This is a genomic window from Halobacillus sp. Marseille-P3879, assembly GCF_900240285.1.
GTDB lineage: Bacteria > Bacillota > Bacilli > Bacillales > Halobacillaceae > Halobacillus_A.
Genome location: NZ_OESS01000001.1, coordinates 1,404,857 through 1,422,080 on the forward strand (window position 1 = coordinate 1,404,857; position 17,224 = coordinate 1,422,080).

The 17,224-nt window shown below is 41.7% G+C and carries 19 protein-coding genes and 1 tRNA gene; 19 read left to right on the forward strand and 1 reads right to left on the reverse strand.

What is annotated here, in order from left to right; genetic code table 11:
- The first annotated feature begins 10 nt into the window (after window positions 1-10).
- From hisA to C1A12_RS06915, 10 genes are all read left to right on the forward strand, one after another.
- Window positions 11-742, forward strand: a complete 732-nt coding sequence (hisA, locus tag C1A12_RS06870; RefSeq protein WP_101843084.1) for a 1-(5-phosphoribosyl)-5-[(5-phosphoribosylamino)methylideneamino]imidazole-4-carboxamide isomerase — start codon at window positions 11-13, stop codon at window positions 740-742.
- Window positions 742-1,500 (forward strand): imidazole glycerol phosphate synthase subunit HisF, encoded by a 759-nt coding sequence (hisF, locus tag C1A12_RS06875; RefSeq protein WP_101843085.1) that lies wholly within the window; start codon window positions 742-744, stop codon window positions 1,498-1,500. The genes hisA and hisF overlap by 1 nt, the downstream gene beginning before the upstream one ends.
- Window positions 1,497-2,120 (forward strand): bifunctional phosphoribosyl-AMP cyclohydrolase/phosphoribosyl-ATP diphosphatase HisIE, encoded by a 624-nt coding sequence (gene hisIE / locus C1A12_RS06880; protein ID WP_101843086.1) that lies wholly within the window; start codon window positions 1,497-1,499, stop codon window positions 2,118-2,120. The genes hisF and hisIE overlap by 4 nt, the downstream gene beginning before the upstream one ends.
- Window positions 2,121-2,217: 97 nt before the next feature.
- Complete coding sequence (locus C1A12_RS06885; protein ID WP_101843087.1) at window positions 2,218-3,234, forward strand: lipopolysaccharide assembly protein LapB; 1,017 nt, start codon at window positions 2,218-2,220, stop codon at window positions 3,232-3,234.
- A gap of 79 nt (window positions 3,235-3,313) precedes the next feature.
- Window positions 3,314-4,264, forward strand: coding sequence for a thioredoxin-disulfide reductase (trxB, locus tag C1A12_RS06890; RefSeq protein ID WP_101843088.1), 951 nt, complete (start codon window positions 3,314-3,316; stop codon window positions 4,262-4,264).
- Window positions 4,265-4,498: 234 nt separating this feature from the next.
- Window positions 4,499-4,966, forward strand: a complete 468-nt coding sequence (locus C1A12_RS06895; protein ID WP_101843089.1) for an 8-oxo-dGTP diphosphatase — start codon at window positions 4,499-4,501, stop codon at window positions 4,964-4,966.
- A gap of 16 nt (window positions 4,967-4,982) precedes the next feature.
- Window positions 4,983-5,867 (forward strand): RNase adapter RapZ, encoded by an 885-nt coding sequence (rapZ, locus tag C1A12_RS06900; RefSeq protein ID WP_101843090.1) that lies wholly within the window; start codon window positions 4,983-4,985, stop codon window positions 5,865-5,867.
- Window positions 5,868-5,869: 2 nt separating this feature from the next.
- On the forward strand, window positions 5,870-6,823 hold the full coding sequence (gene yvcK / locus C1A12_RS06905) for a YvcK family protein (protein ID WP_101843091.1): 954 nt from the start codon (window positions 5,870-5,872) through the stop codon (window positions 6,821-6,823).
- A 21-nt stretch (window positions 6,824-6,844) separates the two neighbouring features.
- Window positions 6,845-7,801: a DNA-binding protein WhiA gene (gene whiA, locus C1A12_RS06910; RefSeq protein WP_101843092.1), complete on the forward strand. Its 957-nt coding sequence runs from the start codon at window positions 6,845-6,847 to the stop codon at window positions 7,799-7,801.
- Between the two features lie 129 nt (window positions 7,802-7,930).
- Window positions 7,931-8,185, forward strand: coding sequence for an HPr family phosphocarrier protein (locus C1A12_RS06915; protein WP_101843093.1), 255 nt, complete (start codon window positions 7,931-7,933; stop codon window positions 8,183-8,185).
- Window positions 8,186-8,273: 88 nt separating this feature from the next.
- On the opposite strand, the gene clpP is transcribed toward C1A12_RS06915, so the two are convergent.
- Entirely contained in the window at window positions 8,274-8,861 is a 588-nt protein-coding gene (gene clpP / locus C1A12_RS06920; protein WP_101843094.1) for an ATP-dependent Clp endopeptidase proteolytic subunit ClpP, read from the reverse strand.
- 226 nt (window positions 8,862-9,087) lie between these two features.
- On the opposite strand from clpP, the gene C1A12_RS06925 reads away from it, so the two are divergent.
- The 9 genes from C1A12_RS06925 (at window position 9,088) to eno (ending at window position 17,192) form a co-directional block, all read left to right on the forward strand.
- Window positions 9,088-9,163, forward strand: a tRNA-Arg gene (locus tag C1A12_RS06925).
- 219 nt (window positions 9,164-9,382) lie between these two features.
- Complete coding sequence (locus C1A12_RS06930; RefSeq protein ID WP_101843095.1) at window positions 9,383-9,613, forward strand: hypothetical protein; 231 nt, start codon at window positions 9,383-9,385, stop codon at window positions 9,611-9,613.
- 154 nt (window positions 9,614-9,767) lie between these two features.
- A complete protein-coding gene (locus tag C1A12_RS06935; RefSeq protein ID WP_159462157.1) occupies window positions 9,768-10,001 on the forward strand; it encodes a glutaredoxin family protein in 234 nt (77 codons plus the stop codon).
- 154 nt (window positions 10,002-10,155) lie between these two features.
- Window positions 10,156-11,184 carry a sugar-binding transcriptional regulator gene (locus tag C1A12_RS06940; protein ID WP_101843309.1) on the forward strand — a complete coding sequence of 343 codons (1,029 nt, stop codon included), beginning with the start codon at window positions 10,156-10,158 and terminating at the stop codon, window positions 11,182-11,184.
- A 37-nt stretch (window positions 11,185-11,221) separates the two neighbouring features.
- Window positions 11,222-12,229 (forward strand): type I glyceraldehyde-3-phosphate dehydrogenase, encoded by a 1,008-nt coding sequence (gene gap / locus C1A12_RS06945; protein WP_101843097.1) that lies wholly within the window; start codon window positions 11,222-11,224, stop codon window positions 12,227-12,229.
- Window positions 12,230-12,402: 173 nt separating this feature from the next.
- Window positions 12,403-13,584, forward strand: coding sequence for a phosphoglycerate kinase (gene pgk / locus C1A12_RS06950; RefSeq protein ID WP_101843098.1), 1,182 nt, complete (start codon window positions 12,403-12,405; stop codon window positions 13,582-13,584).
- A 20-nt stretch (window positions 13,585-13,604) separates the two neighbouring features.
- Window positions 13,605-14,366 carry a triose-phosphate isomerase gene (gene tpiA, locus C1A12_RS06955; RefSeq protein ID WP_101843099.1) on the forward strand — a complete coding sequence of 254 codons (762 nt, stop codon included), beginning with the start codon at window positions 13,605-13,607 and terminating at the stop codon, window positions 14,364-14,366.
- Complete coding sequence (gpmI, locus tag C1A12_RS06960) at window positions 14,359-15,903, forward strand: 2,3-bisphosphoglycerate-independent phosphoglycerate mutase (RefSeq protein WP_101843100.1); 1,545 nt, start codon at window positions 14,359-14,361, stop codon at window positions 15,901-15,903. The genes tpiA and gpmI overlap by 8 nt, the downstream gene beginning before the upstream one ends.
- A 2-nt stretch (window positions 15,904-15,905) precedes the next feature.
- On the forward strand, window positions 15,906-17,192 hold the full coding sequence (gene eno / locus C1A12_RS06965) for a phosphopyruvate hydratase (protein WP_101843101.1): 1,287 nt from the start codon (window positions 15,906-15,908) through the stop codon (window positions 17,190-17,192).
- Window positions 17,193-17,224 lie beyond the last annotated feature (32 nt).

Here is a 17,224-nt window from a genome sequence, read left to right on the forward strand (position 1 = left end):
AGCATTTACAATGAGCTTTACAATTTTTCCGGCGATTGATATGAGGAATGGCCAATGTGTCAGATTAGAACAAGGGGATTTTAATAAACAAACCGTATATGGAGATCATCCATTTGAAGTAGCGAAAGGTTTCGCTGAGGCCGGGGCTTCCTGGATTCACATGGTTGATTTAGATGGAGCCAAGCAGGGCTCTAAACAGAACGCGGCCCATGTGGTGAAAGCTGCCAAAGAGCTTGATGTGAAAATTCAAATCGGGGGCGGCATTCGTTCGGAAGCTGATGTTGAATATTATTTAAGCCGAGGTGTGGACCGTGTAATTATCGGCTCGCTTGCCGTGCGTGATTTGTCCTTAACGAAAGAACTCTTAAATAAATTTGGCGAGCAGATTGTCATCGGGCTTGATGCAAGAGATGGCTACGTAGCGACAGAAGGCTGGCTTGAACGTTCAGAAGTGACAGCTGTGGAGCTTGGAAAAGAATTAGCGGATGCCGGAGCAGCTACCTTTATATACACAGATATTGCAAAAGACGGTATGCTGCAGGGACCCAATGTAGATGAAATTGTAAGACTTGGCCAGGAAACCGGTGTAAGTGTTATTGCTTCAGGTGGAATTAAAGGTATTGAGGATTTGCAGGAACTTAAAAAGCATCAATCAGATAATGTGATCGGTTCTATTGTAGGTAAAGCTTTGTACACCGACCGTATTCAATTAATTGACGCGCTGCGAGAGGAGGAACGCTAATGCTCTCAAAAAGGATCATTCCCTGCCTTGATGTTAAAGAAGGCAGAGTTGTAAAAGGAATCCAGTTTGTTGATATTCGGGATGCAGGCGATCCGGTTGAGCTGGCTAAAGTCTATGATGAACAGGGAGCGGACGAACTTGTTTTCCTTGATATTTCTGCTACCCACGAGGGAAAGGAAACGATGATTGATGTCGTTCGTTCAGTAGCATCAGAACTGGCGATTCCTTTTACAGTCGGCGGAGGTATACGTACATTGGAGGACATGAAAGCCACCCTCCGAAATGGAGCAGATAAAGTCTCCTTGAATTCAGCAGCTGTAAAAAGGCCAGAGCTGATTAAAGAAGGAGCCGACTATTTTGGTGCTCAATGTATCGTAGTAGCTATAGATGCACGTTATGATGAGGAAGTGGGCACATGGCGTGTCTACACGCATGGAGGCCGGACACCTACTGAACGTCTTGTGACTGATTGGGCTCAGGAAGCCGTCAGGTTAGGGGCTGGAGAAATACTGCTAACTTCAATGAACCAGGATGGTGAAAAATCAGGTTTTGACCTTCCTCTGCTTAAAGCTGTGCAGGAAGTGGTGACTGTTCCGGTTATCGCTTCGGGAGGGGCTGGATCAGCCGAACACTTCAGTGAAGTATTTAAAGAAGTTGATGCTGATGCCGCATTAGCTGCTTCTATTTTTCACTATAAAGAAACATCGATCGAGAACGTTAAACAGCATTTGCGTTCGAAAGGAGTAATTGTACGATGAATATAGACGAAATCAATTTTGATGAAAAAGGTCTGGTTCCTGCAATCGTACAGGATGCCAGATCAAAAGCAGTACTTACTCTCGCTTACATGAATAAAGAATCATTAAAAATGACAATCGAAAAAGGGGAAACCGTATTTTACAGCCGTTCCCGCGAGGAGCTCTGGCATAAGGGTGCAACCTCCGGTAACATTCAGAAGGTAGAGAGTCTCCATTATGATTGTGATCAGGATTCGGTTTTAGTGCAGGTTACTCCTGCAGGTCCTGCCTGTCATAAAGGAGATTACAGCTGTTTCTCAAACTCGCTTATTAATAAAAAGCCTTCTCCCAAAGAGGAGCCTTATGCGATTATAGATAAGCTTCGTGACATTCTAGCTGAACGTAAAGCAACCCTTCCAGAAGGGTCCTATACTTCTCAGCTTTTCCAAGAAGGTGTCGACCGTATCGCCAAAAAAATAGGTGAAGAAGCAGGCGAAGTAATTATTGCTGCCAAAAATAATGACAAAGACGAGTTATCTATGGAATCTGCTGATCTGTTATTTCATTTACTGTTATTACTAACGGATCGCGATGTAAGTTTGGAACAAGTTCTAAGCGTATTAGAACAACGCCATCAATAATGAATTAAAGAAAATAACAATTTCTCCTATTTCAAGCCAGCTTTCTATGTTATACTCCATAATTAGTGAGTACGGATATGGAAGTAGGAGGACAGTCATGACGACATCACCGAATCCAACCATTACAGAAAAACAGTCCAACATTATTCCGTTTTTACACACGGGTAATTTCTATTTTTCTTATGGCATACAAGCCTTTAAAAAAAGACGATTTGATTCGGCTGTTAAATGGTTAAAAAAAGCAATTGAATTATCACCAGATGAACCGCTCTATCCATGCCAGCTTTCGGTTGTATATACGGAAGTTGGCTCTTATCATGCCGCCAACCAGGTGCTTAGTGATGTTGTGACCAACTTTGGGGAAGAGTATGTGGACTGCTATTACTTAATGGCAAACAATTACGCCCACCTTGGTTTATTAAGCGATGCCAAAAAATATGCGGAAAAGTACATGGAACGTGCGGAAGAAGGAGATTTTCAGGAAGCGGCCCATCAACTGCTAGAAATGCTGAATTCTTTGGACGAAGAGGAAGCTGAAGATGACTTTACTTTCGAACACGAAGATGAACTGATCATCTACCAGGAAACGGCATTCTATCATCTAGAGCATGAGGAGTGGGAAGAAGCTCTTCCTGTATTACAGGAGATGATACAGCTATTCCCTGAATTCACCCTCGCAAAGCATCAATATGCATTTGCTCTCTTTAACAGCGGGAATGAAGAAGAAGCAATTGAAATGGAAAGAAAGTGGCTGGAGACAGATAATAATGACATCCACAGTCATGTAAATCTAGCTACCTTTTATTTGCTAAATCAACAAAAAGACTCCGCAACTCAGCATATTGAGCCCCTTCGGAATGTTTATCCGATGCATGAACAGCAGAAATTAGCAATTGCTGAAATTTTGACGAGAGCCGGGCACTATGAAGAAGCGGTTGAACGTTTCCGTGGATTGAAAAATAAAATAGTGGTAGGCAGGAGAGGCTACTATAAATGGTTTAGTATTGCCTCTTACCAAACAGGAAAACCTTCCCGTGCGCTCCAGCTTTGGGAAAAGGGGTGCAAGCAGTTTCCTCTTCTGAGTGAAGAAGGCGGGCCCTGGATTCACCAGTAAGCACATTAATGGACGCTTTTTCGACAATTTATTATGATAGGTAAGAAATATGGCAGAATGAACTGAGGAGTTGATCATCATGACAGAAGAGCGTATTTATGATGTTATAATTGCAGGTGCTGGTCCAGCTGGTATGACAGCTGCTGTGTACACCTCACGTGCGAACCTTGATACCCTGATGATTGAACGCGGGGTACCTGGAGGGCAGATGGCGAATACGGAAGACGTTGAGAACTATCCGGGATTTGAAAGTATTCTTGGACCAGATCTTTCTAATAAAATGTTTGAGCATGCTAAAAAGTTTGGAGCCGGGTATGCTTATGGAGATATTAAAGAGATTGTAGACGGCAAAGAATATAAAACAGTAAAAGCCGGATCTAAGGAGTATAAAGCTCGCAGTGTTATAATTACAACTGGTGCTCAATATAAAGAATTAGGCGTCCAGGGTGAGAAAGAACTTGGTGGCCGTGGGGTTTCTTACTGCGCGGTATGTGACGGAGCGTTTTTCCGGAATAAAGAACTAGTAGTTGTCGGCGGGGGAGACTCAGCTGTAGAGGAAGGCGTGTATTTAACTCGTTTTGCCAGCAAAGTCACTATTGTTCACCGTCGTGACGAACTGCGTGCACAAAAGATTTTACAGGACCGCGCGTTCGATAATGATAAAATTAACTTTATCTGGAATACTGAAGTCAAAACAATTAACGAAGAAAACGGAAAAGTAGGCAGCGTAACTCTGCATAATAATAAAACCAATCAAGAATATGAATTCAAGACTGACGGAACTTTTATTTATATTGGCATGAATCCTTTAAGCGTTCCTTTTGAATCTTTAGGGATTACGAATGAACAAGGATATATCGAAACTGATGAACGCATGGAAACGAAGGTGCCGGGCGTTTTTGCAGCGGGAGACATTCGAGAGAAAGAACTGCGGCAAATCGTTACTGCTACGGGTGACGGAAGCATTGCAGCCCATTCAGCTCAACACTATATCGAAAACCTGTTAGAAGAGTTAAAAGTCGTTAACTAAAAAGTAACCACTTCTTAACGATTCTGTAACATGAACGAAATATTTATGGGTTACACTTAAAGTGATTAATTGACCCCCTTTTAATAGATAGATCTCTATTAGGCACAGGTGTACATCACCTGTGCATTTTTTTGTGCGTGGAGTTCGTGAGCGCATAACATTGTGGCGAATCACGTATTCATTGTATAATGAATAAAGGTGTCCTCGTGATGGATAAATTGAGGTGAAAAGATCGTGCAGCGTGTTGCTAACTGTATTTTACGAGTAGATAATCAAATTCTAATGCTTAAAAAGCCAAGGCGCGGCTGGTATGTTGTGCCTGGAGGAAAGATGGAGGCCGGGGAGAATATTAAGGACTCGGTGATCCGGGAGTTTAAAGAAGAAACCGGGCTGGACATTTTAGAGCCCGAGCTTAAGGGATCCTTTACATTCATAATGAAGGAAGAGGGGCGAACTGTTCAGGAATGGATGATGTTTACGTTCCAATCAACTTCATTTCAAGGGGAACTTCTTGAGGTCAGTGAAGAAGGAGAATTAGAATGGGTCGAAGTGAACAGAGTCTTGGATAAACCGATGGCTGAAGGAGATCGTTATATTTTTAAACATATCTTAAATAGTGAGGACCAATTATATGGAACTTTTGTATACACAACTGATTTCACATTAATTGACCAGGATATGGACCCTTCTCGACCTAAGTAACCAGGGGGCGGATGCAATGTCAGAAAAAGAACAAAACACTCAATTAGTGATTATTACAGGGATGTCAGGAGCAGGTAAAACGGTAGCCATTCAAAGTTTTGAAGACTTAGGTTACTTTTGTGTTGATAACCTTCCTCCGGCTCTTTTGCCGAAATTTCTGGAATTAATGAAAGATTCAACCAACGATATTCGTAATGTCGCACTTGTAATGGACTTGCGGGGGCGTGAATTTTTTGATGCTTTATTTGATGCACTGGATCAAGTAGGGACTGAAGACTGGCTTGAAGCTCATATTTTATTCCTTGACGCAGAGGATCAAGCGCTTGTATCAAGATATAAAGAAACGAGAAGGTCGCACCCTCTTGCGCAGGATGGTCTTCCTCTTGAAGGAATTCAACAGGAGCGTAAATTACTGGACGAATTACGAGGCAGGGCTCAAACCATTATCCATACAACAAGTCTGAAGCCGAGAGAATTAAGGGATCGCATCTTAGAACAATACAAAGCCAAAGAACAACAGGTGTTTTCTGTTCAGCTGGTATCCTTTGGTTTTAAATACGGAATCCCGATTGATGCTGATCTGATGTTTGATGTTCGTTTTCTTCCAAACCCGCATTATGTAGAACAAATGCGCCCATTAACAGGATTAAATTCCGAAGTATCCTCTTATGTATTAAAATGGACGGAAACTCAGAAATTTTTAGAAAAACTAACCGATTTACTTCAGTTTATGCTTCCCCAATATCGGAGAGAAGGCAAAAGCCAGCTTGTGGTTGCCATTGGTTGTACAGGGGGGCAGCATCGTTCGGTTACCTTAGCAGAACACCTTTCTAATTATTTCTCAAAAGATTTTACAACTCATGTAACCCATCGAGATATAGATAAAAGAAAGGGACTGTAAGTATGAATCATTCAACGAAACCAAAAGTGGTTGCCATTGGCGGCGGTACTGGAATGCCTGTTTTGCTCCGGGGTCTTAAGTATTTTCCAATAGACCTTTCGGCGATCGTTACGGTTGCTGACGACGGTGGAAGCTCCGGCCGGCTTCGGAATGAATTGTCAATACCCGCGCCTGGAGATATTCGAAATGTTCTTGCCGCCCTTTCTGATGCAGAGCCAATGCTTCTTGATTTGTTTCAGCATCGATTTGCAAATGGGAACGGGCTCTCGGGGCATTCTATGGGGAATCTTCTATTAGCAGCCATGACCTCGATGACAGGGGATTTTTATAATGGAATTAAGGAAATATCTAAAGTACTAAACGTACGAGGAAAGATCTACCCGACAGCAAACCATTCAATGAATCTTCATGCTGAAATGGAAGACGGTACGATCGTTTCGGGTGAATCCAACATTCCAAAGCAAAACAAAAAAATCAAGAGAGTTTTTGTGAGCCCTTTACCTATACAGCCTCTCCCTGAGGCCACTTCTGCTATTAAAAATGCTGATTTGGTAGTCATAGCACCAGGAAGTTTATATACCAGCATCATGCCTAACATTATTGTCCCTGAAATAAGAGATGCCATCCAAACAACGAAGGCCAAAGTAACATACGTTTGTAATGTTATGACTCAGCAGGGAGAAACATCCGGATATTCAGCCGGGGATCATGTGCAGGCTTTGCATGATCACGTAGGAAAAGGAACTATACATTCTATTATTGTACACAATCAACCGATTTCTCCCGCAGTAAAAAAAGTTTATGCGGAAGAGAATGCTGAACCCGTTATTTATGATATAGAACGAGTGAAAAAGATGGGACTGGAAATTATAGAAGAAGACATTTTAGACCGTAATAAGTCGACGATTCGTCACGATACGAATAAGTTGGCACACTTATTGTTTTCTATGATTTAAAAAGGTTAGGGGTGATCAGTCATGTCATTTGCTTCGGAAATAAAAAAAGAGCTGACAAACGTGGAGGCGGATGAATGCTGTAACGAGTCTGAGCTTGCTGCCCTTGTTCGTATGAACGGTACTTTCTCGCTTTCGAACCAAAGTTATCTGCTGGATATACAAACCGAAAATGCAGCAATAGCAAGGCGTATTTATACTTTAATTAAGAAATTATATCCATACCCTGTAGAATTGCTGGTAAGAAAGAAAATGAGGCTTAAAAAGAATAATGTCTATATCGTCAGGTTGAAAGAAAGTGCCGAGAAGGTTTTAAACGATCTTGAGATTTTAAAAGGCCCTCTTTCGATTAATCCGAATATCCCTGGGAAATATTTAAGAACAACTTGCTGTAAGAGAGCTTATTTGCGGGGAGCATTCCTGGCAGGCGGATCAGTAAATAATCCGGAAACTTCCTCCTATCACTTAGAAATTTATTCTTCTGATAAGGAGCATAATGATGCACTTTGTAAGCTGATGAACAGTTTTGGATTGCACGCACGTACACTTGAGCGGAAAAAAGGTTTTATAACTTATCTAAAGGAAGCAGAGAAAATAACAGAGCTGATTAGTAATATTGGGGCTCATCAAGCTCTTTTTAAGTTCGAAGATGTACGGATTGTAAGAGATATGAGGAACTCGGTAAATCGTTTGGTGAACTGTGAGACTGCTAATTTGAATAAAACCATTGGAGCAGCGTTTAGACAGGTGGAAAACATTAAATTCATTAAAAGTACTGTCGGACTGGAAGCTTTGCCTGATAAATTACAAGAAATTGCACGACTGCGATACGACCATCAGGAAGTATCCTTAAAGGAGCTTGGTGAATTGGTTTCAGGAGCTCCAATCAGTAAATCAGGTATAAATCACCGATTGAGAAAAATTGATGAATTTGCTGAAAAGGTTCGTCGCGGAGAGATTCAGGAAAGTAGTCAAAAATAATGTAAAAAACGTTATTTCGTGCTATAATGAGTTCAATAAAGAGCGCACTCTTTAGAGTAGCGTTCTTTCTTTAAACTTTTGTGAATGCGCTTTCTAAATTTACATAAAGTTAGGAAGGAGAAATGATAGATGAAGGAACAAAATATTACGATTGATTTAAATACGGGGCTTCAGGCGAGGCCTGCTGCTCAATTTGTACAATTGGCTAACCGTTATACTTCTGATGTATTTATTGAGAAAGATCGTAAAAGGATCAATGCCAAGAGTATTATGGGGTTAATGAGTTTAGCAGTTGGACAGGGAGAAGAAGTCAAGTTAATTGCTGAGGGCTCAGATGAAGAAGAGGTCATTAAGCAGTTAAGTGAATTTGTAAAGCAAACGTGAGGACATACATGTGAAAACATGAACAGAATAAATAATTAAGCACCCGCTGAAGATTTTCAGCGGGCGCTTAATAAGCTAAATGTACAAATTACTCGTTTGTCTTCTCCATGACTTTATCGATGAGACCATAATCTACAGCTTCGTGAGCTGACATGAAGTTGTCACGGTCTGTATCACGTTCGATTACTTCAATAGGCTGACCCGTTCTTTCGGATAGAATCTGGTTAAGTTTCTCACGCATTTTAATAATTCGTTTTGCATGGATTTCAATATCAGCTGCCTGACCTTGCGTTCCTCCTAAAGGTTGGTGAATCATGACTTCACTATTAGGAAGCGCATAACGCTTGCCTTTAGTACCAGCATTTAGAAGGAATGCACCCATGGAAGCAGCCATCCCTGTACAGATTGTTGATACGTCCGGCTTAATAAATTGCATTGTATCAAATATCGCCATTCCGGCTGTAATAGAGCCACCCGGTGAATTAATATAAAGAGAGATGTCTTTATCTGGATCATCTGCAGCTAAGAAGAGCAGCTGAGCAACAACTGAGTTGGAGATGTTGTCGTCAATAGGCGCACCTAACATAATAATACGATCTTTAAGCAAGCGTGAATAAATGTCATAGGCACGCTCTCCTCTGTTTGTTTGTTCAATAACTGTAGGGACTAAATTCATTTCAATTCCTCCTTATTATCATACCTTTATGATGGAATGTAATTTTATAATACAGTTAAGGTCAGAAAAGGTCAAACAAAACCCTTTGACATATTTCCTTTAACCATCTTTCCCTAATTTTTACTGGATAAACGTACGATTCTTAATAGAGACTAAAGAAGATTGGACGAACACGGTTGCGTTTCTCCTCGTTTATGAGTATAATAGATTTTGCCCGTTTTCATTTGCGCCCGTAGCTCAGTTGGATAGAGCGGTAGATTCCGGTTCTACGTCAGTCGGGGGTTCGAATCCTCTCGGGCGCGCTCTTTAAATAACCCGGCATAAGCTGCCGGGTTATTTTTTTGAATTTATTTGCTATATCTAAATAGTGAAAGATGGTTGATAAAAAGACCGGCGGTGACGTAAACGTTCAAATTTTTATTGTTCAATATAATAGTACGGGTTTGTAAAAATAGGAAAGTGTGTTATTCTAAAAGATGAGTTAGGAACTGTTGCTTGTTTTTGTTAGAAAAGGAGTTTTTATGACAAACGTTCTTCGATTTAAAATCGTGTCGACGGAAAAAGTTTCAGATGATCGTAGAATACATGTCTTTGATATGATGAACCAGCGTAACTTATCGTTTAACTTTGATTCGATTAAACGATCCCCAGAGCGCTTGGAAAGCGAAGAAGAGCTTTCGCAGTTTTTGAATACGAAAAAACACAAAATTGAACATGGTTATTATGATGAAAATGAAGGGCACGTATCTTAACGTGCTCTTTTTGTTTTCTTAATGTCCCTTATTGTTAATATTGAGCTTTTACTCACAGGTTTCCCTGGTTGTGAACCTCAATTGCAGCCTGTAGAAAGAGAAGCTTCCAGATGTATGTAGAGGACCTGTTAACTTTAAACTGGAGGTATATATGATGAATGAGATAACAATTTACCGTAAACCCGCATGTGGTTTATGTGATGAAGTGGAAACATTAATTGAAATTATCCAGCAAGATTATGAAATAAAGGTTAATAAAATCGATATAACGGGTAATATAAACTTAGAGCAAAAATATTTACTGGAGATTCCGGTTCTCTTAATTAATGGAGAAGAACTGGAATACCGTCAAATAGATCTCTTGACAATAAGAGAGCGTTTACATTGACGTTCAGTTGTTTTATAACTTGCGCAGGCATTTTCACACTGTTAATATAATAGGTGAATAAAATATTTTTTTGCTCCTAGTGGGACAGAATATGGCTGCCTGGGACGCATTTAGCCCGGTTGATGTATTTCGCAATTTTAAAGGAGCTATTACGATGAGAGCTTTAATTGATCTGCAAAAAAAATTATTCCCTGATGTGCTCGAAATCATGCAGCGTCGTTATCAGCTGCTTCACTACATACAACTCATGCAGCCGGTAGGGAGAAGGACATTGTCCGACAATATTGAGCTTGCTGAGCGTACCGTGCGTAGTGAAGTGGATTACTTGAATAAGCTTGGGACGATTGAGATTACTTCTAGAGGAATGCATTTAACCTATGAAGGACAAAGTATATTGGACCAGCTTTCCGAGTTTATTAAAGACGTAACAGGCATAAAGGTTTTAGAAAATCGTTTAAGGGAAAAATTAAAGTTAGATTACGTCGTGGTAGTACCCGGGGATAGCGATGAGCTCGATTGGGTAAAACATGAAATGGGAAAAGCTTGTGTCACTTTCCTGCAGAGTAAACTTAAGTCGAATAATACCGTAGCCATCACGGGTGGCACCACAATGGCAGCAGTAGCGGAGAAGATGACGCCGTTTGCTGACGCCGAGCATTGTATGTTCGTCCCTGCAAGAGGTGGACTTGGGGAACGAGTAGAGAATCAGGCGAACACTATCTGTGCAGAAATGGCTAAAAAGGCTAAAGGGGATTACCGTCTCCTGTATGTTCCGGATCCCTTGAGTGAAAGTTCTTATCAGACCATCATTGAGGAACCTTCGATTAAAGAAATTCTCAATATGATTCGGAATGCGGATATTGTCATTCATGGCATAGGCGATGCCGTAACAATGGCGGAACGCAGAAAGACATCTAAAGGTGAAATGCAAAAGATTCAAGAGAATAACGCCGCGGGTGAAGCTTTTGGTTATTATTTCAATCAGCATGGAGAGATTGTTCACAAAGTAAGGACAGTCGGACTGCAGCTTGAAGATTTGAAATACGCCGGAAATATAATTGCCGTTGCGGGCGGGCACTCTAAAGCACAAGCCATAGAATCCTATTTCAAACCTGGGCAGAGTAATGTGCTCATCACAGATGAGGGAGCAGCACAAGAGCTTTTAAGGGATTCGTCCCTTTAAGATAAATTTTTCAATCAATTTCAAGGAGGAATTTTGAATGACTGTAAAAGTAGGAATTAACGGTTTCGGCCGTATTGGACGTAACGTATTTCGCGCATCTTTAAATAATGAAGAGGTAGAGGTAGTAGCTGTTAACGATTTAACAGATGCAAACATGCTGGCTCACTTGCTGCAGTATGATACAGTTCACGGTAAACTTGATCAAGAAGTTACAGTTAACGGTGACAACCTGGTTGTTGGCGGTAAAGAAATCAAAGTAATTTCCGAAAAAGATCCAGCACAGCTTGGCTGGGGCGACCTGGGTGTAGAAGTAGTTATCGAATCTACCGGCCGCTTCACACAAGGTGAAGATGCTAGAAAACACCTTGAGGCAGGAGCTAAAAAAGTTGTCATCTCTGCACCAGCTAAAGGTGAAGATTTCACAGTGGTTATGGGTGTGAACGAAACTGATTACAACAAAGATGAGCATGATGTTATTTCAAACGCGTCTTGTACGACAAACTGCCTGGCACCATATGCTAAAGTTCTTAACGACAAATTTGGTCTTAAGCGCGGTATGATGACTACAGTTCACTCTTACACGAACGATCAGCAGATTCTTGATCTTCCACACAAAGACTACCGTCGTGCTCGTGCGGCTGCTGAAAACATCATTCCAACTACTACTGGTGCTGCGCAGGCAGTAGCTAAAGTTCTTCCTGAATTAGAAGGCCGTCTTACTGGAATGGCAATGCGTGTTCCAACTAAGAACGTTTCTATCGTTGACTTAGTAGCAGAACTGGATCAAGATGTTACAGCTGAACAAGTTAACGAAGCTCTTAAAGCCGAAGCTGAAGGCGAGCTGAAAGGCATCCTTGGTTACAGTGACGAAGCGCTGGTTTCTTCTGACTATAACGGCAGCACTTACTCTTCAGTAATTGATGGGCAGTCTACTCTAACTCTTGAAAACAACATGGTTAAAGTTGTTTCCTGGTACGACAATGAGTTTGGTTACTCAAACCGTTGTGTCGATCTTGCTGCGTTCCTTAAAAAGCAAGGACTTTAATATAAACAACTTTATCGGTCATACTAAGTAATCCATTGTAAAGGAGGGGGTCTCATGTCCTCCTCCTTTATCCATGTTCAAAAGCCTTATTCATGTGTTTCCATAAGTATAGTTTGTGGAAAAGTACATAATGGATAAGGGCAGTATTTGATTAATAGAGGAGGGTGTCGTTCATGAATAAAAAAACAATTCGTGATGTAGAAGTACAAGGGAAAACGGTGTTTTGCCGCGTTGATTTTAACGTTCCTATGAGTGGTGGAGAAGTCACTGATGATACCAGGATTAAAGCAGCACTTCCAACTATTCAGCATTTAACGGGGAATGGCGCCAAAGTTATTCTTGCAAGCCACCTTGGCCGACCTAAAGGAGAAGCAGTCGAAGAACTTCGGCTTGACCCTGTGGCTAAACGACTTAGCGACCTGGTAGGGAAAACGGTAACGAAGACGGATGAAGTATATGGAGACGAGGTAAACACAGCTATCTCTGAAATGGAAAATGGAGACATCCTGCTGGTAGAAAATGTTCGCTTCCATCCAGGTGAAGAGAAAAATGATCCTGAACTTGCGAAAGCTTTTGCTCAAATGGCAGATCTTTATGTCAATGACGCCTTCGGGGCAGCCCATCGTGCCCATGCATCTACAGCGGGCGTAGCTGAACATATCCCTGCAGTTGCAGGCTTTCTATTGGAAAAAGAAATTAATGTACTTGGAAAAGCTTTATCAAATCCTGAACGTCCTTTTACCGCGATTATCGGCGGTGCTAAAGTAAAAGATAAGATCGGTGTAATTGACAATCTGATCGATAAAGTAGATCACTTAATTATCGGTGGAGGTTTGGCTTATACCTTTGTCAAAGCTCAAGGACATGAAATCGGCAAGTCATTACTAGAAGAAGATAAAATTGAACTAGCAAAAGAATATATGAAAAAGGCAGAAGAAAAAGGTGTAGATTTCGTTATGCCTGAAGATGTTATTGTTGCAGACGATTTCTCTGATTCTGCTAATACGCAGGAAGTGGATATTGCCAGCATTCCTGCCGATTGGGAAGCACTGGATATTGGTCCGAAAACGCGTGAAAAGTACGCGAAGATCATTAATGATTCTAAGCTGGTGATCTGGAACGGCCCAATGGGAGTGTTCGAGTTAGAAACATTTGCTAACGGAACAAAAGATGTAGCACAAGCACTTTCTGAAACAAAAGGTTACACTGTTATTGGAGGCGGCGATTCCGCAGCTGCTGTAGAGAAATTCGGCTATGCAGATGATATGGATCATGTTTCTACAGGTGGAGGAGCTTCCTTAGAGTTCATGGAAGGAAAAGAACTTCCAGGTGTCGCACTGCTCAACGATAAATAAACTGGAGAGGTGATGAAACAATGCGTAAACAAGTCATTGCAGGGAATTGGAAAATGAACAAAACTCATACAGAAGCAGAAGATTTTATTCAAACTGTAAAAAATGAGGTTCCATCTTCAGAGCAGGTTGAATCTGTAGTCTGTGCACCTTTTCCTTTTCTTCAAAAGCTGGTTGAAGAAACAAAAGGAACGTCCGTTGAAATCGGAGCCCAGAACATGTACTTTGAAGAAAGCGGTGCTTTTACGGGTGAAGTCAGTCCTGTCATGCTTAAAGAGCTTGGCGTAAAGTATGTCGTTCTCGGCCACTCTGAGCGTCGTGAGATTTTCAAAGAATCAGATGAAGACGTGAACAAAAAAGTTCATGCTGCATTTAAACATGAACTTACACCGATTGTTTGTGTAGGAGAATCTCTAGAACAGCGTGAAGCGAATCAAACCATGGACCATGTGGAAAGTCAAGTCAAACAAGCATTTGAAGGATTAACAGATGAGCAGGCATCTAAAGTCATTGTAGCGTATGAACCGATTTGGGCGATCGGCACTGGACGTACAGCTACGTCTGAACAAGCGAACGAAGTGTGCACCCACATCCGTCGTGTTCTCATCGATTTCTACGGTTCAGAAGTAGCTGATGAAGTCCGCATTCAGTACGGAGGCAGTGTAAAACCAGCTAATGCAGATGAGTTACTTTCCCAATCAGACATCGATGGAGCCTTAGTTGGAGGGGCAAGCCTTGAAGCGGAATCTTTCCTAAAATTAGTGGAGGCAGGTAAGCATGAGTAAACAGAACTTAGCCGCATTAATTATTCTTGACGGCTACGCTCTTCGTGAAGAAGAAAAAGGAAATGCCGTTAAGCAGGCTAATACCCCAAACTTTGATCGATACTGGAATCAGTATCCTCATTCTCAACTACAGGCGTGCGGAGAAGCTGTAGGGCTCCCGGAGGGGCAGATGGGTAATTCAGAGGTTGGTCACTTGAACATCGGTGCCGGCCGAGTGGTCTATCAAAGTTTAACTCGTATTAATTTGTCTATCCGCGAAAAAGAGTTTGAAAAGAATCAAGAGCTTGTAAATGCTGTTAAACATGCTAAAGACAATGATAAATCCTTTCACATTTTTGGTTTATTATCTAATGGTGGCATTCATAGTCACATTGATCATATGTATGCGCTATTAAAGCTGGCCAAGGAATATGATCTCGAGAAGGTTTATGTCCATGGTTTCTTAGATGGACGGGATGTAGATCAGAAGTCAGCGAAAAAGTTCATCACAGAGGCCCAGGATAAAATGAAAGAAATCGGCGCAGGCCAATTTGCGACAATTGGCGGCCGATACTATGCCATGGACCGCGACAACCGCTGGGAAAGAGTAAAAAAATCCTACGATGCTATTGCCTATGGGGAAGGACCGAAATATTCTGACCCAATTAAAGCAATTGATGAATCTTATGATCAGCAAGTTTATGATGAGTTTGTCGAGCCATTTGTAGTAACAGATGAAAACGGGGAACCAATTGGGAAAATGGAAGATGAGGATGCCATTGCATTTTATAACTTCCGCCCGGACCGTGCGATCCAATTGTCACGGTCATTTGCAAATGACGAATTTAACGATTTTGAGCGCGGTGAAAACGCACCTAAAAACCTTTACTTTGTAGGAATGACGCAGTACAGTGACGCGGTGAACAGCAAAGTTGCTTTTCCGCCGAACGACCTTAAAAACACAATTGGGGAAGTCCTTTCAAACAATGGGTTGAAACAGCTTCGCATTGCTGAAACGGAGAAATACCCCCACGTTACATTTTTTATGAGTGGCGGCCGTGAGGATAAATTCGATGGGGAAGAGCGCATCCTTATCGATTCTCCTAAAGTAGCTACGTATGACTTGAAACCTGAAATGAGTGCATATGAGGTCACGGATGCATTGTTAGCAGAGCTTGATGCAGATAAGCACAATGCCATTATTTTAAACTTTGCAAACCCGGATATGGTTGGCCATTCAGGAATGCTGGAACCAACGATAAAAGCGGTTGAAACTGTAGATGAATGTCTTGGCAGGATTGTTGATAAGATTCATGAAAAAGGTGGTAAAACGATCATTACAGCCGATCATGGAAACTCTGATGAGGTGACGACCTTAGAAGGAAATGCCATGACTGCCCACACGACGAACCCTGTTCCAGTGATTGTTACGGAAGAGGGCGTACAACTCCGTAAGGACGGAGTTCTTGGAGACCTTTCTCCAACATTGCTGCAGCTCTTAGAGGTAGAACAACCAGAAGAAATGACAGGAAAAACATTAATAAAAGGAGAGAAATAATTATGCCATATATTACTGACGTATACGCACGTGAAGTTCTGGATTCCCGCGGGAACCCAACAGTAGAAGTTGAAGTATATACCGAATCAGGTGCTTTCGGCAGCGCATTAGTGCCAAGTGGAGCATCTACAGGAGAGTATGAAGCTGTAGAACTGCGTGACGGAGATAAAGACCGTTATCTTGGAAAAGGTGTCCAAAAAGCAGTAGACAATGTAAATGAAAAAATTGCACCAAACCTTTTAGGGATGGACGTTACTCAGCAAGTAATTATTGATCAAATGATGATTGAGCTTGATGGAACAGAAAACAAAGGCAACCTGGGTGCTAATGCGATTCTTGGAGTGTCTATGGCCGTAGCTCATGCCGCAGCAGACGTACTTGATCTTCCACTTTATAAATACCTGGGAGGCTTCACAGCTTCTACGCTTCCAACACCAATGATGAACATTCTTAATGGAGGAGAGCACGCGGATAATAATGTAGACATTCAAGAATTCATGATTATGCCGGTAGGAGCACCGACCTTCAAAGAAGCAATTCGTATGGGTGCAGAGATTTTCCACGCCTTAAAGAAAGTTCTTAAGTCCAAAGGTTATAACACAGGCGTTGGTGACGAAGGCGGTTTTGCTCCAAACTTAGGCTCTAATGAAGAAGCTCTTTCTACTATTATTGAAGCAATTGAAGAAGCCGGCTACAAGCCCGATGAAGAAGTTAGACTGGCCATGGATGTGGCATCTTCTGAAATTTATGAAGATGGCAAGTACAATCTTAAAGGCGAAGGTGTTGTCCGCACTTCTGAAGAGATGGTTGACTGGTACGAAGAACTCGTTAATAAGTATCCAATTGTTTCAATTGAAGATGGCTTAGATGAAAATGACTGGGAAGGAACTAAGCTTCTTACTGACCGCATCGGTGACCGCGTACAGTTAGTCGGTGACGACTTGTTTGTAACGAATACGAAAAAATTAGGTCGCGCCATTAAAGAAGGAGTCGGAAACTCTATTCTGATTAAGGTTAATCAAATCGGAAGTCTTACTGAAACGTTCGAAGCGATTGAAATGGCCAAGCGTGCAGGATATACTGCCGTTATTTCGCACCGTTCTGGTGAAACCGAGGATGCCACAATTGCTGATATTGCAGTAGCTACAAATGCTGGTCAAATTAAGACAGGAGCACCGTCCCGTACGGACCGTGTTGCGAAGTACAACCAACTTCTACGTATCGAGGATCAGCTTCTTGGTACAGCTAATTACGCTGGCAACGAGGCGTTTTATAACCCTAATAAGTAATTTTAGCTGTAAAGTCTCTCTCGTAATTTCGA